The sequence below is a fragment of the Carboxylicivirga mesophila genome (assembly GCF_018271975.1).
Taxonomy (GTDB): domain Bacteria; phylum Bacteroidota; class Bacteroidia; order Bacteroidales; family Marinilabiliaceae; genus Carboxylicivirga; species Carboxylicivirga mesophila.
This window is the reverse complement of record NZ_JAGUCN010000023.1, coordinates 34046-57079: the sequence shown is the minus strand read 5'-3', so window position 1 is coordinate 57079 and position 23034 is coordinate 34046. Positions and strand designations below refer to the sequence as shown.

Genomic DNA, 23034 nt, shown 5'->3' with positions numbered 1-23034 from the left:
TTATTAGCTCTATATTGAAATAAGTATCTAATTTTGCACTCCGAAAAAATGAGCAGACTAACCATATTAATCAACCAAATTGAAAAATGAAACAAATCAAAATTCCCTCTCAGCTATATGGCGAGAGCCTGAAACGAACAGTCCTTGACTATTCATTAATAACAATTGGTGCCTTTATTTTAGCAGCTGGATTTGTGTTTTTTATTAATCCGTATAACATTGTGCCCGGCGGCGTATATGGCATTGGCATCGTTGTTCACCACCTTATTCCAGCTATTCCGGTTGGCACATTCGGCTTAATTCTAAATGTTCCATTAACACTTCTGGGCATAAAAATATTAGGTACTCGTTTTGGACTTAAGACTGTACTTGGCATGATTCTAACAACCATCTTTATGGATGGACTCACGTATTTTATAGGAGAAAATGATCCTTTAGGACTGGCAGACGACCTGCTGCTTTCCTGCGTATTTGGCGGAATTGTAATAGGCTTTGGACTCGGACTGATTTTTAAAGCGAAAGCCACATCGGGCGGCTCGGATATTGTCGCCATGATATTAGCTAAGTTCACAAAAATATCGGTTGGCCAGCTTCTGATGGTGGTTGACTCAGTGATTGTATTAGTAGGACTTATTGTATTTAAAGACTGGAAAATTCCACTTTACTCGTGGATTGTCATATTTATTACCGGCAAAGTGATTGACATCACCATTGATGGACTCAACTATGAGCGTGCATTGGTAATAGTATCTGAAAAACATGAACTTATTAAAGAAAAGATATTACATACACTGGAGCGGGGTGGAACCTACCTTAAGGGAGAAGGCATGTTTAGCGGTGATAATAAGCGGGTCATATTTACAGTGGTAACCCGCCGAGAGGTATCAGCCCTTCAGGCCATGATAAAGCATATTGACCCCAAAGCCTTTATGGCAGTAATGGAAACATCTGAAATTATTGGAGAAGGCTTTAAGTCAATAGAAGAAAAAAGTGCCTAGGCACAATCCAAGTCTATGAAAATCAGAAAGCCCACTTGCCTATTTGTGTAAGCGGGCTTTTTTTTCGTTTTTCATCCCATCTCCAGTCTTTCCTTTGTCAACCATTGGTATTACCTTAGCAACCTACCTCCAATAAAAATCTATGCTAAAAAAATTCACATTATCACTTTTTCTTTTTAGTATCACTGCAGCATTTGCTTTGGCACAAACCGATTCAAGTTACATCAAAAAAGGCTTCACCTTTGGACTGCTACCTGCTGTTTCGTTTGATGCCGATTTAGGCTTTCAATACGGCGGGCTAACCAACCTTTACTGGTATGGTGATGGCTCAGCTTATCCTGATTACAACCATTCGCTATACCTTGAGTTTTCAAAGTATACGGCCGGCTCCACACTGGCCCGCCTATATTACGATTCCCCGTCTCTGGTACGAAACATTCGGACTACTGCCGATGTGACCTGGTTCAGAGATTTGGCCATGGACTTTTATGGTTTTAACGGGCGCGAAGCGGTATATAATAATTCATGGGAAGATGACAATTCAATTGATTACAAATCCAGGGTATTTTATCGTCATCACCGGGGCATGTTTCGCATCATGACAAATTTTAAAGGCAGTATACAAGCTGATAAGCCATCATGGAGCTGGATGGCCGGACTGGTATTTTTTGATTTTACAATTGGTTCGGTAGATATCGATCGGCTCAATAAGAATAAAGACGACGATGAACTTTTACCTCCAATTGATGGATTGTATGACAAATATGTGGATTGGGGCATTATTAATACTGAAGAAGCCGAAGGCGGACGACATGCCTATCTTAAGGCAGGCTTAGCATATGACACCCGTGACATTATTGCCAACCCAACTAAAGGTACCTGGACAGAGCTATTCATTGCCCATATGCCTGCGTTTCTTTCTAACCATTCGGGCAGCTACACACGTATTAATTTATTTCACCGACAATACTTCAACCTAACACCAAAGCGCAACCTCATAGCTGCATACCGAATAGGTATTCAGCATAAACTAAATGGTACTATCCCGTTTTACCTTCTGCCACATATGGCCAGCAGTGTGTTAACTTCAGCCACCTCGCAAGGACTGGGTGGTGCCAAAACGTTGAGAGGCATCAACCGCAACCGATTGGTTGGCAATGGCAGCCTTCTAACGAATATTGAGTTACGATGGAAAATGTGGCGAACCAAACTCTTCAGACAAGATTTTTACCTCGGCACCAACTATTTTGTTGATATGGGCCTCATCACTCAAGCTTATAAATTTGATAAGTCAATGGTTCCGCAGAACGAATACGATTTCTATTTTAATGACGAACAGGACCGCCCACATTTCAGTTATGGTTTAGGTCTTAAAGCAGCATTAAATGAAAACTTCGTTCTCTCGGCCGACTATGGTATAGCAACCAACAAACAAGATGGCACATCAGGGCTTTACATCACGCTTAACTATCTATTCTGACATTAAAAATAGCTTAGCAATATGGCCATAAAATAGCCCAGGTAATTACCCAAGGCATAACCAATCAGCCCAATCGTCAGTCCCGGTACAATAACCGAGCGGTTACGTAATGAACCTGCAACTACAGGCACAAAGGGCGGACTGCATATCAATGCTGCTGATGTAATAATAACTGTATCTGCATCTATTTTGCGCACGCTGGCCAATAATACATGCAACAAAAGACTGACAAATACCACAAATGTGATGTAGGCAAAAATGACCGGATTGATATCAGTCAGATTACCCAGCTGCACCTTTGAAGCAACCACCACACTGAAGATTAGAATCAGGTACATCCCCAGGCTAAAAGTTCCCTTAGTCTGATTAATTGCCTTTATTGAAGAACCACCAATACCCATGGCCGTTATCAGGAAAATAAAGACGACCATTTGCGCACTAACAGGTAATAATAGCATCACACCACCGGAAGCAGCCACCATCAACACCACCAGCCCAAGAATCTTCAGAAGCCTGATCCTATCTTGTTTAGCACGTAAGACCATCCCCAGATTCTCTTCGTCCTCTTCCTGCATACTATCATTGCTATCTGATTTACTTTGCGGCAGAACATATGAAAATAACCGCTGACCAAAACCCATCAGCACAAACAGGTAAATAGCTCCAATGGCCATATCATACGAATGCACTGCCAGGTAGACTTCCTCATCGACATTAAGAATCATCTTGAGTGATGCCAGATTGGGCGTACCTCCACTATAAATGCCAACCAACAAGCCACCTACCTTATTGAAGTCTTCAATAGACTGCCCATGAAAAATAAGGTAGCCACCAATAACAGCTATAAACACAGCTAACATCGCAAATACCAAAGAGTAAAAAGGCTGAATGGCCAATTTCTTCCATTCGCGCACATTGGAAGAAAACAGCAGTAAGGGAATAGCCAGGGGCACAGTAGCCGACATAAGCACTTCTTTTGCTACATCATATTGCTCACCAAGCAGCCCGCTTAGCCCAAGTAGCAGACCAAAGGCATAAGCCAGCACCACAGAACCAATGCGGTTAAGAAACTGGTATTTATTACACAAAAAAAGAATTAGTGCTGGCAGACATAAATAGACCAGCACAACAATAAACTGTATCATCAACTGAAATTTCAATAATTCTAAGGACACTAATTTCGCTCAATCAATTCCTTCATGAGCACTTCCATATTCGATCGGATTTGACTAAAAGACTCCGTAAACCGATTGGCCATCACACAAAAAGCCAACTCTTTACCACTTTGGGTAGTGATATAACCACAATAGCCCAATACCCCATTCATCGAGCCGCTTTTACCTATCAGCGATCCTTTATGACCAGGTTCTTTAAGAATACTCTTAAGCGTACCATCCACTCCTGAAACTGACAATGAATGCTTGAACACCTCGCTATGCTCATGAGCGTGCATCCATTTGAGCACATTCACCATATCTGCCGCACTAAAGGCATTAAAGGGAGACAAACCGCTCCCGTCAAAAAGTATTGCTGAAAACTCAGGTACCTGTTCCTTCCAGAAACCACTGACCTCGCGTATTCCATTATCCCAATTCGCCTGTCCTTTACTCATAGAAAAGAGCAGGTGGTCTGCAAACAGGTTATGGCTCTTTTTATTAATAACACCTATCATTTGCCTCAACTCAGGAGATGCATGACTAAACAGCAAGTCACCATTTGGCAAGTCGCCTTTATCAGGTTTCTCCACAGATTTCACCTCAATACCATTGCCAATTAAGAAAGTCTTTAACTCACGACCCAAAGTCATTTCAGGATGAGGCAAAGCGCCTTTTATCACAAAAGCATCACGAGCCTGGGGAATGGTCCCACTTATATACCATTTGCCCATATCAGGATGTCCATAGATATAAGCACTATCTTTATTATTTGAGGCGCTTTTAACAATACACTGCAGCTCAATAGCCAGTTCTGGTTCTGTTTCAACTATGCTAACAGACTTTCCGCTTCCTGATGGTGATTGCAATGTCAGGTAAAAGGTATTCTCTTTATAACTTAATCCATTGGGCACTGCTCCATAATAATTACCCATGTCTTCCCACAAACGCTTAGAAGGATGACTGATACCAGGCAAACAGCTGTTATCGACAAGTATTGCATTGATTGAAGTAATGTGCCTTTGTTGCAAAGAGCGAAGTACATTGGCAAAGATGATCTCAGCTTTTGACTCATCAAATCTGTCGGAGCCTAAAGTCGGGTCAGCACCTCCCTGAATATATAAGTTGTTGACACCCGACTTAGCCTGTAAATAAAAACGGGTGTTGTACCTATAGTCGGGCCCAAGTAACTCCAGTGCAGCCCCTGTGGTCAATATCTTTGTTAATGAAGCAGGTGTCATACGCTCATCAGCGCGATGAGACAAGAGCACTTCTCCGGATGCCAGATCCACCGCCATCATTGAAACGGCACCATGGCGTGTTATATCCACCGAATAAGGCTTGGCCACATTTTCTTGTTCAGCAACATGTGGCGCCATTCTACAAGCCATCAACATCGCTAGAAAAATCAAAGCTACCTTCATTCTACTCCTCCAATTTGCTCATCCAGTTTCTTGACGTCGCGATAGCGCCTCACCATATCCAGGTATAGCTCCTTAGAAGTTTGCCGTTCCTCCACATTACCTGTTACGCCCTTCGCCTGAAATGCCTCGTAACTTTTATAAGCCCATTCCATGGCCAGCTTAAGCTCACCACGCGTTTCAAGTGATACAGCGATATTGTTGGCCGCTTTCCCTTTCTCTCTTGAGTTGCCATGCTCATAAACAAAGCCCCATAATTTTTCTGCCTCAAAGCGATTATCCTTTGCAAGCCATTCAGCTGCATTAACAAAGTGAACATTACCAGCCGTGTACACCTTACGGCTAATCTGCTCCCAATAAGGAACCACTTCATCGGCAAACTCATTGCCCAGGTAAGCGGCTACTTCAATGGTCGCCTCCTTCAAAGATGGAAACGATGCCACTGAGCTATTTACATCGCTACCAACACCATCCCAATACAACGTATCTCTTTGCAATTTGGCATGTAAACCTTCGGCTGAATAACCATCAAATAAACGCCAATACACCTGACCGCTTACATCCATGGTGGCGTAGTATTCAGCCTCCATATCCTCAACCGTAATAGCTGTGCCATATTCGGCTCCGGCAAGGGATAATACCGCATCAGCGTTGTATTGATTGCAGATATCAATAATCTGAGCAGGCGTCAATTGCCGATATGGCTTACCTGAAGAACCGGGGTTATATTTAAGCGTATCAACAAATACGGTGTCAAAAAAACGTCGTCTTTCCAATTCTTTTTTCAGTTCAGCAATAATTACAGTGGTGAAGGTATCCACCCGCACTGTATCTAATCTAACCATTTCGCCCATTACACTGGCAACATGAGCATTATCAGGATTATAAGAATATGCATTATCAACAATAACGACTGATGCAATGGTTGGCGACACCGAATATTGTGCCGGGCGAAGCACATCGAAGTACATCACCTCGTAACTTTTACAGGAAAAAAGGGATAATACAATCAGAATACTAATGGAAATACGACTAATCATAGACTTTACTTACAGGGCTTTGGTTAAAATTGCGGCAACATCTTCTTTGCCTAATCGTTTATACATACCAACCGGGCCAAATTTACAAGCACCTTCGGCCATCGCCTCAATGTTTTCGTTGGTAATTTTGACATCTTCCAGGCTGGCTGGCATATTCATCGCATTGAAAAACTCACGTGTCTTAGTTATTCCCTGTCGGGCTGCCTCCACATCATCTTCTTCTTTTACGCCCCAAACATTCCGGCTATACTGAGCTAACTTGGGTGCTGTCTTCTCATCCAGGATATAGTCCATCCACACAGGAAAGAGTATTGCCAGACCCGCTCCATGGGTCAAATCATAAATAGCACTTACCTCATGCTCAATCATATGAGTAGCCCAATCGCCAGACAGCTTACCAGTAGCTGTCAGCCCGTTAAGGGCCAGGCTCGAAGCCCACATAATATTAGCTCGGGCTTCATAGTTCTCAGGATCATTAAGAAGTATTGGACCATAGTGAATGCATGTTTTTAAGATGCCTTCGGCCATGGCATCCTGCACAAATGTTCCTTTATCCTGCGTAAAATACTGTTCAAAAATATGGCTCATCACATCCACCACGCCGGCAGCTGTTTGCCATTTATTTACTGTAAAAGTAATAGTAGGATCGAGTACTGAAAACTTTGGACGCAGACTATCATGTCCGGTGGCTCTTTTTTCTTGTGTAGCATCATTTGAAATGACGGTTCCACCATTCATCTCACTTCCTGTAGCAGCTAATGTCAGCACTGCCCCGATGGGCAAAACGCTTTCTATTTTGGCTTTGCGTATATAAAAACCCCATACATCACCTTCATAAGTAACGCCCATGGCAATGGCTTTGATACAGTCTATAACACTACCTCCACCAACACCTAAAATAAATTGCACATTATTTTCGCGACACAAACGAATGCCTTCTCTTACACTTTCAACCCGGGGATTGGGTTGAACACCCGCCAGCTCAACAAAACGGATACCGCTTTTCTTCAGCACCTCAACAATCTTATCATAGAGTCCTGAACTTTTTATTGAGCCACCTCCATAAGCCAATAGAACGCTATTGCCATATGGCAGAATTTCATTCCCAATCTCAGCTATGCGGTTTTTTCCAAATAAGATTTTTGTAGATGCTTCGTATGTAAAATTTCTCATGATTTAGAGTTTAACGTTTGTTAACAAAAATGATGCCATCGCACTTCAAGCCTATAAAAATAAAAAAGGGTGGCTAAAAAACCACCCTTTCTCGAATATATCAGTTAAATTCTTACATATTCATTCCACCACACACATGAATGGTTTGTCCACTCACATAAGCCGACAGGTCAGATCCTAAGAACACACAGATATTAGCCACGTCTTCAGGAGTACCACCGCGCTTCAATGGAATCTTAGCTTCCCAGTCCTTCTTCACATCTTCAGGTAATTTACCTGTCATTTCAGTGATGATGAATCCAGGAGCGATAGCGTTGCTGCGGATACCACGTGAACCCAACTCTTTTGCGATTGACTTGGTGAAACCAATCATACCCGCTTTAGAAGCAGAATAGTTAGCCTGACCAGCGTTACCGCTTACACCAACTACCGAGCTCATGTTAACGATAGAACCTGAACGTTGACGCAACATGGTTGGCTGAACAGCTTTGGTGAAGTTAAATACCGACTTCAGGTTAACGTTGATTACAGCATCCCACTGCTCTTCAGTCATGCGCATCAACAGGGTATCTTTAGTTATACCGGCGTTATTGATTAAAACATCAACTTGCCCGAAATCCTTAACGATTTCAGCAACTACTTTTTGTGTATCTTCAAAATTACTTGCATCAGAAGCATAACCTTTAGCTTTTACTCCCAGTGCTTCAAGCTCCTTTTCAGTTTCCTGAGCAGCTTCGTTAATAACCAGGTCAGTAAATGCTACATTACAACCTTCTTGTGCAAAACGGATAGCGATTGCTTTACCAATACCGCGAGCAGCACCGGTTACAATAGCTGTTTTTCCTTCTAGTAACTTCATATTGTTCTATTTAATAGTTCAGATGGACCATTTTCAATGACCTGTCCATCATTACAATAAATTAATGCGTTAAATTTATAGCTAAGTCTCCACTTAAGCTATCTGTTTCAAACTTAACCCGACAAAAATAGAACAATTCTTAGCTTTTCGCTATTTTTTTCATTTAAATGCCAGTGGTTTTTTGTTAAACCAGAATAAAATAAATACCATTTTGGGCCTAAAGCCATTGCCAAACCCAGTACAACAGATTACAAAACAAAAGCCGGCACAGAAAACTCAGGCCGGCTTGTTGTTGCACACACTATAATAGTATTATTTAGTTCGCAATCTGGGAATAGTCTTAAACAGGATATAGTTAAGCACCATGAAAAACAGTGATATATATAGTAAGCCTGACAATTGTGGCCAGATATCATTAAGCGTAGCGCCATAAAACATCAGCTTCCTCAAGCCTTCGAGGAAATGAGTGAGCGGAATGGTGTTAGCCAACCCCACCACCCAATCGGGCATTTGTGACAAGGGCCAGGTAAAACCACTTAAAATAAAGCTTGGCGTAGCGATAACCATCAGTACTTCGGTTGCTTTTAACTGACTGGGTATAGCCAGACTAACCGAAATACCCATCATCGTTACAGAAAAAATCAAGCCCGCCAGCAAAGTAATCATCCCCATACCATGCACCTGCAGCGGCACTTTGAACAAGGGAAACATCGCCCACAAAGCAGCCAACACACCAAGGCCCATCAGCCAAAAGGGCAATGACTTAATAAACATCGCATACCAGGGATTGCGCACGCGCGGATAAAACTCAGTGGCAAAGGTCTTGTCTTCCTGCTCGCGGGCAAAACTCAGTGCCATGGCCAGCATAAACACCTGCTGGATAATTACCCCAAGTACGCCTGGCCATAAGAAGGTCATATAGTTGGCCGACTTATTAAAGAAACGGGCATAATTAACACTAAAAGCTTCATAGCTTTCTTTGGCCGTTGTCAGTGGCATGCCTGTTTTGGTTAAGCTTTGTATTTCAATCCCTGCATTGAGCGTTCCCAGTGCCACCTGTATGGCTTTAGCACCATAGTTGGCCGGCAGTATATTGGCGGTATTCACTTCCACCTGAATTTCAGGGTGGCGCTTTTGAATAATATCTGCTTCAAACCGGTAGGGAATGGTAACAACCGCTTCATACCCATCCGTAATAATGCCTTTACGCACCTCCTGCTGATCATAGTGCACTGTTACGGTCAATACCTCTGCATCATTCAACATATCAATAGCACGATGACTCATGGGTGAATCGTCCAAATCAATAACAAGGATGGGCAGATTATCGACTTTTCCTTTACTATATACAGCTCCCAGCAACAATCCATAGAGCAATGGGGCACCAATAAAAATAGCCATCACCACCGAGTTGCTGGCAAAAAGCCGGAACTCCCGCTTGATTAAGTCAATAAAATTATTCATTCCTACTGCGTTTTTTCAATATGACAGATATATTAGTCAGCAAATCGCTTACATCTTCGCCCTGCACAGGTATTGCCTTTAACTCATAAACCGATTCACTCAATTCGTATTCAGGAAATGCGGAGGTGACATCGGCATAGCGTGTCAGTTGCTTGATGGACACAATACGCGACTGGTATTCCTGCCTGGTAAATGGTGAAACTACTTTAACCTGATCGCCGATTGAAAACTCACTCACCCTGCTTTCGGATACGGTAAAACGAAAGAATGCTTCACTCAAGCGGTAGCCTGTAGCAATGCCATAGCCGGGTAGTACCAACTCGCCTTCGTGCAGGGCAATGGTTTCAATGGTCATGTTCTGTGGTGCTACAATAAAGCGTTCGGCGTAAGCCACCTGTGCCTCCTCTAAAGCACCTTTTGCCCGCTCGTAGGTACCCAGCGCCATTTGCACTTTTTCATCACGCACGCCTTTTTTCACCTCATCATATTTCGCCTTAACACCATTATACTGTGCTTTGGCCGACTGGTATTTCATGTATACCTCATCGTGCTGCTGCACCGACACCATGCTGTCTTTAAACATGTTATTAATACGCTCATAAGATTTCTGCGCGTAGTTATACTGCTCTGTTACAGCGTCCAGCTTAGCCATTACTTGTTCCAACTGCTCGTTGGTAGCCCCGTGCAAAGCCATCTGATATTGTGCTTTGGCAGCACTTACTGCGCCGGATGCCTGATTCAACCTGGCCTCTACCTCTGGCATATCCAATAGCATCAGTGTATCACCTTTATTAAGCTGCTGACCTTCGGCCGCATATAATTCAATAATACGACCAGGGTACTTGGACACCACCATCAGCGCATCGCGTTTTACTTTTCCCTGAAGTCCCTCAATTGGTTTATTCTGACAAGCCACTGTCAATAATGTCAAAATAGCTATTAGCCAATAGTGTATTGTTTTCATGTTGTTATATTTTTTCATCAGCTACGTTCAACAGTTTAATATTATAAGTTTCTAATGGTTTCTAAGTTAAGTTCACCGGTTGCATTCAACAGCTTAACAGCACTTTGCCGTTGCTCGTATACTGTTTGATAATAATCTAATACCGACTTTTCGTAATCGGTTTGTGCCTCCAGAAATTCACTCACCTTAATTAAGCCATTCTGATACTCTTTGTAAGAAATCTGCAGGCTACGCTTTGAAACATCTTGTTGCCTGGCGCGCAAAGCTTCCTGAGCCGTGGCCACCTGGTAGCTATTAAATGCATTGTTATAATTGAGCATCAGCATTTCTGCAGCTTCGGCGCGTTTATTTTGTGTTTGCTGTATTTGAATCTTAGCTTTCTTCCGCTCATCGTGCGTATGGAAACCATCAAACAACTCCCACTTAAATCCCACACCAACAGCATTAACCGGATAAGCACTTATTTCGTTAAAGCCCACAGGTCCCAGCTCACCGTTGGTAAAGCCGGCATACTGATGAGTAGCAAATGCCTGCACTTTTGGCAAGTAGCCGCTTGACTCACTTTTAAGTTTATACTCCGATGCTACAATCGCTTCATCAAGTGCCTTAAGTTCCGGACGTGCCATGTAAGTTCCTTCGCCGGCCACATTTCTCATTGGTTGCAGCTCAACGCTTATTCCGGCTATTTCATCCACCGACAAGCCGGTTAACTGCTGTAGCTTAAGTTGCAACAGCTGCCTGTTTCCGCGCAGCTCTATTTGCCTCGAAGCCAAATCCAAACGAGCTATTTCAATTTTCTGGTAATCGTGCTGAGTTATCAATCCTTCAGTCAGTGCCCGTTGTGCCACATCAGCTTCGCGGTTAAGTCGCTTTTCACTCTCCTTTAATAGCTTTTCTGCCTGTGCCAAAAGAGCTACTTTATCGTAGTAAATTGCCAACTCCTCAATGATATCGGCTTCGCTTTGTTGCAGTAAATACTCATTTGCCTGAATTTTATGCTTCATAGCTTTGCCCAGGTATGGGGCCTTAAGGCCGGTGAATAGCGTCCATTTAGCTGTCAGTCCACCCATCCACAAATTACCACTATAATCCAAGCCCTGATCGATGCCAGGAATAGCCAGATGCATTGGCGGTAGTTCAACGGGAGGCAAACCAGGCAACGGCAGTGTCATACCCGGCAAGGTGAAAGGAATGGGATCAGTATCAATATTTAGCTGACCTTTGGAATAGGCATATGCGCCACTGGCCTCAAGCGTTGGTATATACGTATGGTATATTTGCTTTTGCGTCAACCCTAACTTCTTCAGTTCAAGCTGCTGATTTTGCAAGGTTTTATTGTGTGCCATTGCAGCTTCAGCTAGTACCAGAAAATCCACTCTACCTGTATCTGATTGCAGCGTTTGTCCGTTTACCTTTGCGGTAAGAAGTATTAGCACCAACGCAATAATTTTTGTTCTCATCAATCTTCTGTTTTGTATTAACCTGAGTTCGATTTATATAATCTTAGTGAGCACTGATAGCATTCCAGCAAGCCTCGGCGTAAATGTTTACATCAATATCTTTTGATAGTACATCGGAATCACGCGTCATGCGAACCAATGAGATAAGAGGACCATGTATTAAGGCGATGAGTCCCGGCAAAGGCAATTGTTTTACAATACCATCTCTGCGAGCTTGCTCAAGCAGTCCGTACACAGGCGTTAACAACTGCTCTCTGTAGCTGCGGTTATCACTGGCCGAATAGGCATACTGATTAATAAAATCGGGCATACGCTGATCGTTAATATACGTCTTTAGCACCTCGCTCCATATGCGGATAAAATTATCCTTAAACAGCTTATCGGGACTGTACAGCTCCTCGACAAGGAGATTAATTTCGCTGGTGATATTACTAAACAACGATGCCAGCATCTCTTCCTTATTCTTAAAATGCACATAGATGGTACCGGCAGCAATATCAGCTTCTTCGGCAATCATCTTCATACTGATGCCGTGTAAACCATATTTGGTTACAAGGGTGAGTGCCGCATTAAGAATCGCGCCTTTTTTGTCTTTTACTTTTCCTCTGACCTGCATGATGTTTGAATTATTGTTCTGCCCATTACTGAATGAACGTTCATTTATTTGACAAATGTATAGGTTTTTATTTAATGAACGAACGTTCATTTATTAAAAATGGTTAATTATCAGATATTGAAGAAAACTACCACTGCTAATCATAAACAATACTTGTATCTAAGTAACTATTAAGTATCCTTCTTTGATACTCACAGCTGCACGCCCGAAGACGATAAACTGAAGGAACTAACCGGGTTGGGTAAAAGCGATATCAGCTATTGGAAAATTGACCGCCTGAGTACCTTTGTGAAGCTGGATGATGAGAAATACCCCAGGCTGATGCAACTGTTTACAGATGCCGCATGAAAGACCTGGCACAATTAAAAGACAAAGCGTTTGATATTGAAAGCATACAGACGGCCAACCTCGATAAGCTGAGAGAATACCTCGAAAATAGCCATAGCTACCAAGCAGCAAAGGAAGAAGAGGTTGTTATTCATGCCTAAACACCCAACGGTCTGGATTACTACCTGATCCACCTGGCTTTTTTGCTCGTTGGCCTGATAAAATCTCAGAAAGTTCTGGTTTTTACTTAAAAAGTTCTGCTTCAAAGCCAGAAAGCTCTCTGAAAAAGGGAGCCATTTCTCCGATTTTCAGAGAAAGTTTTCAAAATCTCACAGACGTTTCTCCGAATTTTGAAGAAGCGTCTGCGAAAATCAGAGAGAGTTGTGACACAACAGCAGACAGACGAGTGAAAAAGACAGGAGACTGCATACCAAAGCCAGAAGCCCGCCCCCTGATCCTAAAAAAAACAAGGTCAACGATTAACTATTTAACCACCAACCCTGCCCGGTCTGTAAATACTGCTAAAGCTTGTTACTAATTTACAGAAGCTGCTTTTTTTCGTCCACGCGGAAAGCGCTGTTTGAGTTCCGCTACCTTTTCCTTAGCACCTGGATGCCCCATCTTGGCAGCATTCTTCATCAGACTATAAACCATCAAAGATGTACTGTATGCTTCGTGGCCCGCCAAGGCTTTAGAATCTTCGAGGGCCGAAGCGATGCGCTCCACCTTGTAGCTCAGCGAACGCAATAAAGAAACGGCACCAACATCAACCGCCATGGCGCTTACATCCACAAACGCATCGAGCAATGCCTCATCCTGCCTGGCTATTTCTAAACTTTTGTCAACGAAAGCCACCGACTTATCGCCCATGTGCAGCAGGTCTGCTTTTTCGTCTTTTTCCAAAACATATAGCTTAGGCAACAACACCTGCTCAAGCACATTAATGGCCTCATTCACCTGGGCTTGCTCTTCGTCTGTAATGTTTAATTCAATTCTGTTTTCTTGCATAACATTAGGTTTTAATGGATTAAAAAATTGATTAGCAAGACGAGTATAGGAAAAGCCACTCCGATTTTTCCGGAGTGGGGAAGATTAATTTCTTTTTAACCAATCATAAAGCACTTCCACTAAACTTTCCATTTTTTCGAAATTCAGTTTATCAGCTGTATCATTTACTGTGTGAATAACGCCGTCCTCACCCGAAAAAAGGAATAAAGAAGGAATATCCCGCCTAATAAAACTAGCCTGATCAGAATATCTTAAGTATTTTGCATTTCCATCTAAAAGAAAATCAACGCCTGCATTTACACTATCTGCTTCAAGTAGATATTCTATGTAAGTATGCTGGACATTAGCGCTTTTTAAAAGATACAAGGATCTACTATGCTCTTTAAGTGTCGCTCCCAATCCACCAATCATATCCAAATTAAGCACACATTTAATTAGCGATGTATCAATCAAATTGCTTTGCACGAAATATTCAGAACCTAATAAACCATACTCTTCAGCTGCAAAGGCTACAAAAACAATATTGTGACGCGGTTGCCATCCTTCATCAACCGCAATACTTAACCAATTGGCAAGCTCGAGCATTACACCAACCCCGGATGCATTATCATTAGCTCCCGGATAATAACTTGTTGCTCTTTGCCCTAAATGATCATAGTGAGCAGTGACTAAAATTATTGAATCTACACTTGACCTAACATTCAATCTACCAATAATATTAGAACACAAATAACTGGAAGTATCCCTCTGTATATCTACAAATATAGTCTCCTTAACAGAATTACTAGTATTAATGTTAGCTATCTGTTTTAGTTTCCGACTCATCATTGGTGATGGATACAAATTCATATTTGGTTGTTGCAAATACGAATGTAAGCAAGCAGTTGTGTGTTTTCTACCAAAGAACTTATCAGCTAAAGTATCACCTTCTAATATCGTTTGAAATATGCGCTTCTCGCTAATTAGCTTGACACGAATTAAACAATCTTCAGCATCTCTATCTCTATAAAGAAACACCGAATCATTTTTATAATATGGATAAAGATGATGCTGCCCTATAAATTGTCCACGAGTCCAATCATTGACATAAGGATTAATTGTGAAATCACTCCATATAGCATATGGCCTACCATTTATACTAATTGATGACTGCTCATTTATCCTGCCAAACGCAGTGATTAAGAAGCTTTGCTGAAAATCATATGACAACGCTGACAATCCAATTTCACGATAAGCATTCTTAATATACCGGGCTGTACTGTCAGCACCTCCATAAATATAACCCCGTCCTTTAAATTCAGATGAGGTCAAAAGCCTGACACTTTCATATAAATAATCAAAGTTTGATTGACCATAAACATGTAAGAAGGAAATAAAGAAAAAGGCGATAACTGAGAGCTTCTTCATGAACGAATATTGTTATTTGTGTATACCTTATAAATAATGAGAGGTTGAACACGGTCAACCTCTAACAACATAAATTATGGATTAAAATACTCACCACTTGATGAATCTTCAAATTCTATCATCCCAGAATTAGCCATTTTCATAATTTCGGCTGCCTGATCATGGTGCCCATTCTCAACTAACCATCTATATGATTCTAGAAACTCAGCCCTTGTTAAACCGCCTTTTAAAGATAGCAGATCATTTTTACCAAGAACGTTACTTTCAATTTTTTCATCTTTTTTAAGTTTTAATGATTCACTCATTACCCTGAGTGGAATTGGGGCATCCTTCCGGCCAGAACATGTATGCATGACAATTATAAAACCTTATGCTCCGATTTTTCCGGAGTGAATAAAAACTATTTCACATGCTCTTCCAAAATCGCTCTTAGCGGATAAATCATTCGTTGAGCCAGAGTCAGATCTTCGGTAATAGTTTCGTCCACACCCTGCATATTCTGCTTAAAGGGCAGTAGCCTGCCATAGTTCAAACCTGATTGGACACTTCAAAACATCCATTAATAAAGTTACAGCTTCATTTATTTGCATTTAGCGTGCCTTAACTAACTGCATACCAGCTAATATCTTTTGCCATTTCCAATCACCATCAATCTTCATCTCAATATAATTATCTTTCATCAGAACTTTAGCTTTTTTATTGCCCTCAATCAGTAAAACACCTCCTCCTGGCTTAACAACTATTTTGCCCCATTGGTCAGTCAACTCCATAAAAGGAAAGAATATACCGAAATCGGGAATATTGAACATGTGATTGGGACTAAAGCCAAACTGCCTGTTTGACGACAGCGGTACAATGTACGACGGCGTATTTGCAAAAACAGTTTTAACCGAATCATTAAAATGTTGTATTTGTTGCTGCCTTAATAATTCCTGGTTATAATAATGAGTAAAAACCGAATCACTGCAGACATCTATCGTTAATCGGTTATCAGCACAAATAGACTCTTTAAGCATGATAGCCATGTTGCTATCTGAATTTAAACAGAGCTTCCACCCAGGAACATAGCTATCGAGTAACAACGCATAAATCAAACCGGTTACGTATCCAAATCGACGATGTATCGATTTTGCATCAAGCAATGCATCACTCTTTTCACGTATATATGCCATACTGTTTGATTTAGAAATATAAACAGCCTTAATTGCAGTATATTCAGCTAGTCCTTCTGTTAATTCAAAAGCAGCTTCATCGTCGGTATAATCACTATATAGGTTCATCCGGTGGAAGCGACAGGCCAGAGCCTGACATAACAACGAATCGCGCTGATTATTTGTGCTTGCCAGGGCATTTGCCAGGTAATGGCATTCTGTTTTTAATAACGCACATGCTTCCGGTTCGTTCAGATGACTATTATTACATCCCCTGGTTTTGAAAATAGAATCCTGAATGCTATGGAATGACTCATGCAACACCAGCAACAATGCTCTTTCAAAATCATCAGGCACTGGCAAAGCCACCAATGCAGCCGGCATTTCATTCAAAACAATATCTGTATTAGCTATAATAACACTATCAGCCAACACCCCTTCAAACAATCCATTGGACACTCGTATATACGATGAATCAATCTGCCAAGTACTAAACACTGCTCTGGATTGCCTATCTGCATAGACTACATACTGCCCTAATGGTCTTTGCCAAATGTCATATATTTGCTTCTGGTTAATATTTACCCAATTGGTAATCTGCTGTATTCGTTCACTGCTGTTATGCTGTGAACTTATCAATACACAATTAACGCAAAGCAAAGCTATTGAAAGAACTACTCTCTTAAATCTCAACATTTTTTAATCTATATATTGCACCTTGTAAATAATAATTACAAGACAACTTTTTTAACAAACTATTCTATAATAAAGGTCTGTGTCCCATGCTTCTGCACGTTACCCTCTTTAATATTTATTCGATCTTCTATCATCATTAGCATAAATGGGTCTAGCTCTCCTTGTTCCGCAGCCTGTTTAAGCATAGGATAGTATTTCTGTTGCTGCTCAACATCTTTAAAGTGTTGAATAATAAAGAACGCACACTCTGCTCTTGAATCACCCATTAAACTTTTTCCCGGATAACCATAATTATCCAAAATATCCATCATTGCAGTTTGATTTCGACGGTCTATTGTCTCCCATCTAGATTTTATACTATTAAGCTCAACAGAGTCTGCTTTTAAGACATGTTTAGAATACTCATAATAAGTTCTGGTATATTGATCTAACTCAAACATATCAATCACCTGCTTAGCTATTTTCCTTTCATTTGATGTTGCTAAAGATGATAAAAAGCGTTTATTCATCTTCCGTTTCATTTTTATTGTTTGAGGTGTATTATATATCTGATGAAAGTCTTTGTAATTATCAACAAATACCAATTTATCGTCCATTCCATGGTCAATTGCTTGTTGGAGATAAAAAAAGGTGCTGTCCAACTTATCTATGCGTGCGTAGTAAATAGCATGGCCAATAAGTGCAGTGTAAGGTGTAACAGATAAAAGGGTATCCTTTCCACCCCGCTTAACTTCATATTTTCGAGTTGACCAATCTAACAGCTGTCTACTCTGTTGCAATAGCAATTCATTATCCCCTTCTGCAGCTTGACTGACTTCATTCGACAGCGAAAAATACTCTTTTGCAGATTGGGCCTCAATCACCATACACACACTACATAATACTACAACAATTGCTAGTTTATTCATGGATTCATCTTTTTAGTTAAAGTAAATTCTACTCGTCGGTTTAGTTGGCGACCTCCTGCTGATGCATTATCTGCAATCGGTTGTGAATGGCCACACCCCAAAGCTTTCATTCTAGAACTGCTTATGCCATTCGCATTTAGATAATGAATGATTGCCTCGGCCCGTTGCTGAGATAATAAAAGATTCGCTTCATCTGTACCTATATTGTCTGTATGTCCTTCAATGACAACACATAGATCTTCATGATCAATTAAGTATGTTTGAAGTAAGCGAAGTGTAGAATAAGAAACATCCTCTAAAGTGGCTTTACCCGTCTCAAAATAGATGTTTTCCAACTTTAGCGGTTCACCTACCTTCATTTTTGACTCAAATGACTGGTAAACTTTAGAATTTCGGATTGATTGGTGCCCTATATAAACATCATCAATGTAATAGAAGGTACTTTGATAGCTAGAATAACTGAAGTCCCCTTCTAAATAACTATGCCCATCCACGACGTATACTGGATTCTCTGGCTTAATGTTATTGTTGAACAATCCTCTATTGCCTATGCAAAAATTACCAATCGTTACATATTGCTCCCCTCCTTTCGCGGTATACTGTCCTTTAACCTTAATCCATTGATGCCGATTATTTAGTTTGCAACTATCATTGCTTAATCGAACTGTATCTTTATCAAAACTAAGTGATACCCTATCTAGAGTTTTGTATGTATAAGAGTCGTTATAAGCTCTGTAAGTTTTAATGGTTTGTCGCTTTGGCACTTCATATTTATCGCGTGAAAAAAACATTCCAATATAATCGATATACTTCCAAACATTACCTAAGCGAACCATCATTTCCACATCATAAATGGAATCTTTTTTAAGTGGACTATTCAACTTACACATAAGGTAATCGTGGTGCGAAGGAACTGATATAACTGACATATAAATACCAACGTAACCTACTCCTGAGTTGGCAATTACAGGCTCCTCATTGTAAGCTTTCTGCCCCGGAGGCACAATTCGACGATAGTTGGTTTTATAATTGTTACAAGTATGAAAATACACCGGGCGTCCAAACGGGCTCCACCAATCCTTTACGAGTTCAAGATTTCCAATTGAATCAGGGCAAGCATAATTTAACTCAAAGCTCGGGTTGGGTGCAAGATTCTGTGAATTAACTAAAACGCAACAAAGTTGTATTATAACACTTAATGCGATCCTTTTAATTAAAACCTTTGTATATATATGGGTCATAAGATTTTTTTAGAGAATTAGAATATTATTTATAAGGACCAGATAGATATGCCTCATCTGTATAAAATTGCAACTCCTAATTGTTTGGAGTCAATAAAAAACGAAATGCCTCTTTTAATATTTGTATAATTCTAATCTGAATTACCAAAGGCAATGGTAAAATCATTATGAAGCAAATAGCTTTGCCGACAGGGGCAGTACTCTATCTGTGCACCGCAGTGCTTAAGTACTCTTATATGTTCATACAGGGTACTCTCCGATATGTCCAAACGATTAGCCAGCTCTTGAGGTGTACCAGTCGCCTTGCGCCTAATTAGCTTGAGGATGCACTCATAGCGCTCCATTTGTGTAAGAAATTTCATCATTAGGTTAAGTTACAATTACACAATCATGCTCATTCATGAGCACACTACTTATCATCTCACCTTAACCCGATTACCTGACAACAAATATATACATAATCACACAAAACACATACAAACCCTGTTATTTTGAATCAACATAAATAATTAACTTTTACAATAACACAAGCTCAATACGCAACTCATGGCCGTTATTCAGTAAATCTCCTTTAAAAGCAAGCGCTCCGTCACCATTATTAAAGGGTTTATCAAATTACATTTTGCTACCTTGAGCCATTTTTTACTTTTGTAAATGAGAATCGTTATCTATAAAATTGCCTGATCGCAGATGAAATTAAATCTTAAGAAGAAGCTGGCTAGCTTTACTATTATTGCCGTAGGAAGTGTATTCTGTATATTCCTGACTGTTTCATTATTATTTATCCGCCGTTCGTTTGTTGAGTCAAATGAGCACCTGCTGATTGAAGAAACGCAAAAAGCAGCCAATGCCATTAATCAACAGCTATCGTCGCATATGGGAGTGGCCCGCGCACTGGCACGTTCTTTTGAAGTTACCTACAGCAACAACTGGGAACAAATGTTTCCGCTCTTCAACGCTTCTATGGAGCAAGTAGCAAAGGAAGAGGATGATTTTCTGGCTGTATGGAATTGTTTTCAGTATGAATATATACTGCCTGATTGGGGCAATAAACCAGGACGCCTAACATCTACCTTATCACGAGAAGAAGGTGAATTACAACACAAGGAAATAGTCCGGGATATAGATGGCATTAAACCATCACCCTACTATGATGCCATTGAATCATTAAATGAAATGATTGTTGAACCCTATTGGTACCAATATGGCGAAGAAGAAACGGATAAAATACTTGAAACATCGATTGTTGTGCCTATGCAGGCCAACGGTGTTGGAATAGGCGTTGTGGGCATTGACATCTCACTGGATGCCTTTCCGGCTTTTGTAGCTGACATTAAACCTTTTAAAGCGTCTACAGCAATTTTATTATCTACCAAAGGCTCCATTATTGGCCATGCCGATACCAATATGCTCGGCCAATCCATAACTAATTACTATGATTCCATCAATATAAGCAACTTTGCATTGTTGGATAAAGATGCATTTGCAGTATTTGAACATCAGGTTGATGGCGAGCAAATGGTATTTTCACTGGCGCCAATATATCCCGGAAAAAGTGTGTCGCCCTGGTTCGTACTCATCCAGACTCCTAAGAAGGTACTAACAGCTAAAGCCAACTGGATTGTTTCCGTATTGCTGATTATTGGACTGGCATCAATTGCAGTGATTGCGATACTCGTTTACTTGGTAAGCGGCCGTATAGCTACACCTATTATTAGTTCCGCTAAGATTACATCGACCATATCATCAGGCGACTTAACCAGCGTATTTAACTACAAAAAAGAAAAAGACGAATTAGATGTGCTTAATAATTCGCTCCTCGACATGCAGGAAAAGTTATCGGTAGTAGTAAAAATGATTCGCGAAAACTCGCAGCAAATACAAGATGCATCCAACCGATTAGAACAAGATTCGAGCACCTTATCAAACGCCACTTCATCGATGGCCACATCATCAGAAGAGGTATCATCAGCCATCGAAGAGATGACGGCCAACATTGAGCAAAATACCGAAAACGCGCGCATCACCTCACAACTGTCACACACAGCATTGGAAAGTGTTAAAAACAGCAACAACTCCACACAACGCATGCGGCAGGCAATGGGTTCGGTGGCCGAACGCATTTCTATTATACAGGATATTGCGGCCCAAACCAATATTCTATCCTTAAATGCTGCCGTTGAAGCGGCACGGGCCGGAGAGGCCGGACGCGGTTTTTCGGTGGTAGCTTCAGAAGTAAAAAAACTGGCTGAACGCAGTCAGGATGCCGCCAAAGAAATAGAAAAACTATCGAGACGTGCTCTAATGATTTCAGAGAAAGCCGGCAATGACATGGAGGAACTTGTTCCTGAGATAGAGAAGACCTCATCATTGGTGGATGAGATAACTGCTGCCAGCCTGGAGCAAAACACCGGCATTCAGCAAATATCTGGCGCCCTTCAACAGCTGAATCATGGCACCCAACAAAACGCTACATTGGCCGATGCCTTAGCACAAAGCGCCGATGAGCTAAATGCTTTTGCCAATGAATTACAGCGACAGGTGTCCTATTTTAAGATAGTGAATCGCTAATCACGATTTGAAGCAATAAAAAAAGTACCATATGACTATGGTACTTTTCATTATATTTTTTGGCTATAACTAGTTAGCTAAGGCATTTACTACAGTGGCACCCAAATCAGCCGGCGATTCAACCACGTGAATACCACACTCGCGCATGATGGCCATCTTGGCTGCAGCCGTATCATCTTTGCCGCCAATAATAGCACCCGCATGTCCCATACGACGCCCCTTAGGAGCTGTTTGTCCTGCAATAAACCCAACTACTGGCTTAGTACCATTTTCTTTAATCCAACGGGCAGCATCAGCTTCCATGGTTCCGCCTATTTCACCTATCATGATGATAGCATCTGTTTCAGGATCATTCATAAACAGCTCCACTGCCTCTTTAGTAGTAGTACCAATTACCGGATCGCCTCCGATACCAATAGCTGTTGAAATACCCAAACCGGACTTCACTATCTGATCAGCCGCCTCATAGGTTAATGTGCCTGATTTTGACACCACACCTACTCTTCCTTTCTTAAAAATAAAGCCAGGCATAATACCTACTTTGCATTCTTCGGCTGTTATTACACCCGGGCAGTTAGGTCCAACCAGTATGGCTGCTTTATCTTTTAAATAATCTTTAGCCCTTACCATATCATTGGTAGGAATCCCTTCGGTAATAGCTATGATGACTTTTATGCCTGCATCAGCCGCTTCCATAATAGCATCAGCCGCAAAGGCCGGTGGAACAAAAATCACTGACACATCAGCCTTAACTTTTTCAACAGCCTCAGCAACCGTATCAAATACCGGTAGATTTAAGTGTTGAGTACCTCCTTTACCTGGCGTCACACCTCCCACCACCTGAGTTCCATATTCAATCATCTGGGTAGCATGAAATGTTCCTTCACTGCCGGTAAATCCCTGAACTATTACTTTAGAGTTTTTATTAACTATTACGCTCATAGGGTAATTCGATTTTAATTAGCGATATCTTAAGAGTTTAAATTGTTATTGTAAATAACCGATAGCTTCGCCTTTTGTTTTCAGTTGCACTTATTTCTATCAAAAGTTGCTATTGCTGGTCGATTGTTTCCCGCAGACAATCAATAAAAATGCA

The 23034-nt window shown here is 41.1% G+C and carries 21 protein-coding genes; 4 read left to right on the top strand and 17 right to left on the bottom strand.

Going from position 1 to position 23034, the window contains the following annotated elements:
- The first annotated feature begins 86 nt into the window (after positions 1-86).
- On the top strand, positions 87-998 hold the full coding sequence (locus tag KEM09_RS17470) for a YitT family protein (protein ID WP_212230247.1): 912 nt from the start codon (positions 87-89) through the stop codon (positions 996-998).
- A 142-nt stretch (positions 999-1140) separates the two neighbouring features.
- Positions 1141-2478 carry an Omp85 family outer membrane protein gene (gene omp85, locus KEM09_RS17465; protein WP_212230245.1) on the top strand — a complete coding sequence of 446 codons (1338 nt, stop codon included), beginning with the start codon at positions 1141-1143 and terminating at the stop codon, positions 2476-2478.
- 2 nt (positions 2479-2480) lie between these two features.
- On the opposite strand, the gene KEM09_RS17460 is transcribed toward omp85, so the two are convergent.
- The 9 genes from KEM09_RS17460 to KEM09_RS17420 all read right to left on the bottom strand — a co-directional run bounded on the left by KEM09_RS17460 (position 2481) and on the right by KEM09_RS17420 (position 12719).
- The gene (locus tag KEM09_RS17460; protein WP_212230243.1) at positions 2481-3623 is read right to left on the bottom strand and encodes a DUF819 family protein; all 1143 of its coding nucleotides are present in this window, start codon (positions 3621-3623) and stop codon (positions 2481-2483) included.
- A gap of 29 nt (positions 3624-3652) precedes the next feature.
- The gene (gene dacB / locus KEM09_RS17455) at positions 3653-5056 is read right to left on the bottom strand and encodes a D-alanyl-D-alanine carboxypeptidase/D-alanyl-D-alanine endopeptidase (protein WP_212230242.1); all 1404 of its coding nucleotides are present in this window, start codon (positions 5054-5056) and stop codon (positions 3653-3655) included.
- Positions 5053-6093 (bottom strand): DUF6340 family protein, encoded by a 1041-nt coding sequence (locus KEM09_RS17450; RefSeq protein WP_212230241.1) that lies wholly within the window; start codon positions 6091-6093, stop codon positions 5053-5055. The genes dacB and KEM09_RS17450 overlap by 4 nt, the downstream gene beginning before the upstream one ends.
- Positions 6094-6102: 9 nt before the next feature.
- Positions 6103-7266, bottom strand: coding sequence for an iron-containing alcohol dehydrogenase (locus tag KEM09_RS17445; protein WP_212230240.1), 1164 nt, complete (start codon positions 7264-7266; stop codon positions 6103-6105).
- A 112-nt stretch (positions 7267-7378) separates the two neighbouring features.
- The gene (gene fabG, locus KEM09_RS17440) at positions 7379-8125 is read right to left on the bottom strand and encodes a 3-oxoacyl-[acyl-carrier-protein] reductase (protein ID WP_212192605.1); all 747 of its coding nucleotides are present in this window, start codon (positions 8123-8125) and stop codon (positions 7379-7381) included.
- A gap of 312 nt (positions 8126-8437) precedes the next feature.
- Positions 8438-9589, bottom strand: coding sequence for an ABC transporter permease (locus KEM09_RS17435; RefSeq protein WP_212230239.1), 1152 nt, complete (start codon positions 9587-9589; stop codon positions 8438-8440).
- Complete coding sequence (locus KEM09_RS17430) at positions 9582-10553, bottom strand: HlyD family secretion protein (protein ID WP_212230238.1); 972 nt, start codon at positions 10551-10553, stop codon at positions 9582-9584. Before KEM09_RS17430 ends, KEM09_RS17435 begins: the two co-directional genes overlap by 8 nt.
- Before the next feature lie 41 nt (positions 10554-10594).
- The gene (locus tag KEM09_RS17425) at positions 10595-12013 is read right to left on the bottom strand and encodes a TolC family protein (protein WP_212230237.1); all 1419 of its coding nucleotides are present in this window, start codon (positions 12011-12013) and stop codon (positions 10595-10597) included.
- Positions 12014-12056: 43 nt separating this feature from the next.
- On the bottom strand, positions 12057-12719 hold the full coding sequence (locus KEM09_RS17420; protein WP_212230235.1) for a TetR/AcrR family transcriptional regulator: 663 nt from the start codon (positions 12717-12719) through the stop codon (positions 12057-12059).
- Positions 12720-12973: 254 nt separating this feature from the next.
- Here KEM09_RS17420 and KEM09_RS17415 point away from each other — a divergent pair, with 254 nt between their 5' ends.
- Complete coding sequence (locus KEM09_RS17415; protein WP_212230233.1) at positions 12974-13117, top strand: hypothetical protein; 144 nt, start codon at positions 12974-12976, stop codon at positions 13115-13117.
- Between the two features lie 373 nt (positions 13118-13490).
- On the opposite strand, the gene KEM09_RS17410 is transcribed toward KEM09_RS17415, so the two are convergent.
- The 7 genes from KEM09_RS17410 to KEM09_RS17380 form a co-directional block, all read right to left on the bottom strand.
- Positions 13491-13964, bottom strand: coding sequence for a hypothetical protein (locus KEM09_RS17410; RefSeq protein WP_212230231.1), 474 nt, complete (start codon positions 13962-13964; stop codon positions 13491-13493).
- Positions 13965-14048: 84 nt separating this feature from the next.
- On the bottom strand, positions 14049-15371 hold the full coding sequence (locus KEM09_RS17405) for a M28 family metallopeptidase (RefSeq protein WP_212230230.1): 1323 nt from the start codon (positions 15369-15371) through the stop codon (positions 14049-14051).
- 74 nt (positions 15372-15445) lie between these two features.
- Positions 15446-15676: a hypothetical protein gene (locus tag KEM09_RS17400; protein WP_212230229.1), complete on the bottom strand. Its 231-nt coding sequence runs from the start codon at positions 15674-15676 to the stop codon at positions 15446-15448.
- 285 nt (positions 15677-15961) lie between these two features.
- Positions 15962-17218, bottom strand: coding sequence for a hypothetical protein (locus tag KEM09_RS17395; protein ID WP_212230228.1), 1257 nt, complete (start codon positions 17216-17218; stop codon positions 15962-15964).
- Between the two features lie 59 nt (positions 17219-17277).
- The gene (locus KEM09_RS17390; RefSeq protein WP_212230227.1) at positions 17278-18126 is read right to left on the bottom strand and encodes a DUF6624 domain-containing protein; all 849 of its coding nucleotides are present in this window, start codon (positions 18124-18126) and stop codon (positions 17278-17280) included.
- On the bottom strand, positions 18123-19367 hold the full coding sequence (locus KEM09_RS17385; protein ID WP_212230226.1) for an OmpA family protein: 1245 nt from the start codon (positions 19365-19367) through the stop codon (positions 18123-18125). The genes KEM09_RS17390 and KEM09_RS17385 overlap by 4 nt, the downstream gene beginning before the upstream one ends.
- A gap of 131 nt (positions 19368-19498) precedes the next feature.
- On the bottom strand, positions 19499-19732 hold the full coding sequence (locus tag KEM09_RS17380) for a winged helix-turn-helix domain-containing protein (protein WP_212230225.1): 234 nt from the start codon (positions 19730-19732) through the stop codon (positions 19499-19501).
- Positions 19733-20057: 325 nt separating this feature from the next.
- On the opposite strand from KEM09_RS17380, the gene KEM09_RS17375 reads away from it, so the two are divergent.
- Positions 20058-21938, top strand: coding sequence for a methyl-accepting chemotaxis protein (locus tag KEM09_RS17375; protein WP_212230223.1), 1881 nt, complete (start codon positions 20058-20060; stop codon positions 21936-21938).
- A 69-nt stretch (positions 21939-22007) separates the two neighbouring features.
- Here the strand turns inward: KEM09_RS17375 and sucD are convergent, their stop codons facing one another.
- Positions 22008-22880, bottom strand: coding sequence for a succinate--CoA ligase subunit alpha (gene sucD / locus KEM09_RS17370; protein WP_212230221.1), 873 nt, complete (start codon positions 22878-22880; stop codon positions 22008-22010).
- Positions 22881-23034: the final 154 nt, after the last annotated feature.

Excerpts from the sequence above, each read along its gene's own strand:
- omp85 (WP_212230245.1), top strand. The coding sequence starts at position 1,141 with ATGCTAAAAAAATTCACATTATCACTTTTTCTTTTTAGTATCACTGCA.
- KEM09_RS17420 (WP_212230235.1), bottom strand. The coding sequence starts at position 12,719 with ATGAACGTTCGTTCATTAAATAAAAACCTATACATTTGTCAAATAAAT.
- KEM09_RS17395 (WP_212230228.1), bottom strand. The coding sequence starts at position 17,218 with ATGTTGAGATTTAAGAGAGTAGTTCTTTCAATAGCTTTGCTTTGCGTT.
- fabG (WP_212192605.1), bottom strand. The coding sequence starts at position 8,125 with ATGAAGTTACTAGAAGGAAAAACAGCTATTGTAACCGGTGCTGCTCGC.
- dacB (WP_212230242.1), bottom strand. The coding sequence starts at position 5,056 with ATGAAGGTAGCTTTGATTTTTCTAGCGATGTTGATGGCTTGTAGAATG.
- KEM09_RS17450 (WP_212230241.1), bottom strand. The coding sequence starts at position 6,093 with ATGATTAGTCGTATTTCCATTAGTATTCTGATTGTATTATCCCTTTTT.
- KEM09_RS17430 (WP_212230238.1), bottom strand. The coding sequence starts at position 10,553 with ATGAAAACAATACACTATTGGCTAATAGCTATTTTGACATTATTGACA.
- KEM09_RS17410 (WP_212230231.1), bottom strand. The coding sequence starts at position 13,964 with ATGCAAGAAAACAGAATTGAATTAAACATTACAGACGAAGAGCAAGCC.
- KEM09_RS17425 (WP_212230237.1), bottom strand. The coding sequence starts at position 12,013 with ATGAGAACAAAAATTATTGCGTTGGTGCTAATACTTCTTACCGCAAAG.
- KEM09_RS17385 (WP_212230226.1), bottom strand. The coding sequence starts at position 19,367 with ATGACCCATATATATACAAAGGTTTTAATTAAAAGGATCGCATTAAGT.
- KEM09_RS17375 (WP_212230223.1), top strand. The coding sequence starts at position 20,058 with ATGAAATTAAATCTTAAGAAGAAGCTGGCTAGCTTTACTATTATTGCC.
- KEM09_RS17415 (WP_212230233.1), top strand. The coding sequence starts at position 12,974 with ATGAAAGACCTGGCACAATTAAAAGACAAAGCGTTTGATATTGAAAGC.
- KEM09_RS17390 (WP_212230227.1), bottom strand. The coding sequence starts at position 18,126 with ATGAATAAACTAGCAATTGTTGTAGTATTATGTAGTGTGTGTATGGTG.
- KEM09_RS17470 (WP_212230247.1), top strand. The coding sequence starts at position 87 with ATGAAACAAATCAAAATTCCCTCTCAGCTATATGGCGAGAGCCTGAAA.
- sucD (WP_212230221.1), bottom strand. The coding sequence starts at position 22,880 with ATGAGCGTAATAGTTAATAAAAACTCTAAAGTAATAGTTCAGGGATTT.
- KEM09_RS17460 (WP_212230243.1), bottom strand. The coding sequence starts at position 3,623 with ATGATACAGTTTATTGTTGTGCTGGTCTATTTATGTCTGCCAGCACTA.
- KEM09_RS17445 (WP_212230240.1), bottom strand. The coding sequence starts at position 7,266 with ATGAGAAATTTTACATACGAAGCATCTACAAAAATCTTATTTGGAAAA.
- KEM09_RS17380 (WP_212230225.1), bottom strand. The coding sequence starts at position 19,732 with ATGATGAAATTTCTTACACAAATGGAGCGCTATGAGTGCATCCTCAAG.
- KEM09_RS17405 (WP_212230230.1), bottom strand. The coding sequence starts at position 15,371 with ATGAAGAAGCTCTCAGTTATCGCCTTTTTCTTTATTTCCTTCTTACAT.
- KEM09_RS17400 (WP_212230229.1), bottom strand. The coding sequence starts at position 15,676 with ATGAGTGAATCATTAAAACTTAAAAAAGATGAAAAAATTGAAAGTAAC.
- KEM09_RS17435 (WP_212230239.1), bottom strand. The coding sequence starts at position 9,589 with ATGAATAATTTTATTGACTTAATCAAGCGGGAGTTCCGGCTTTTTGCC.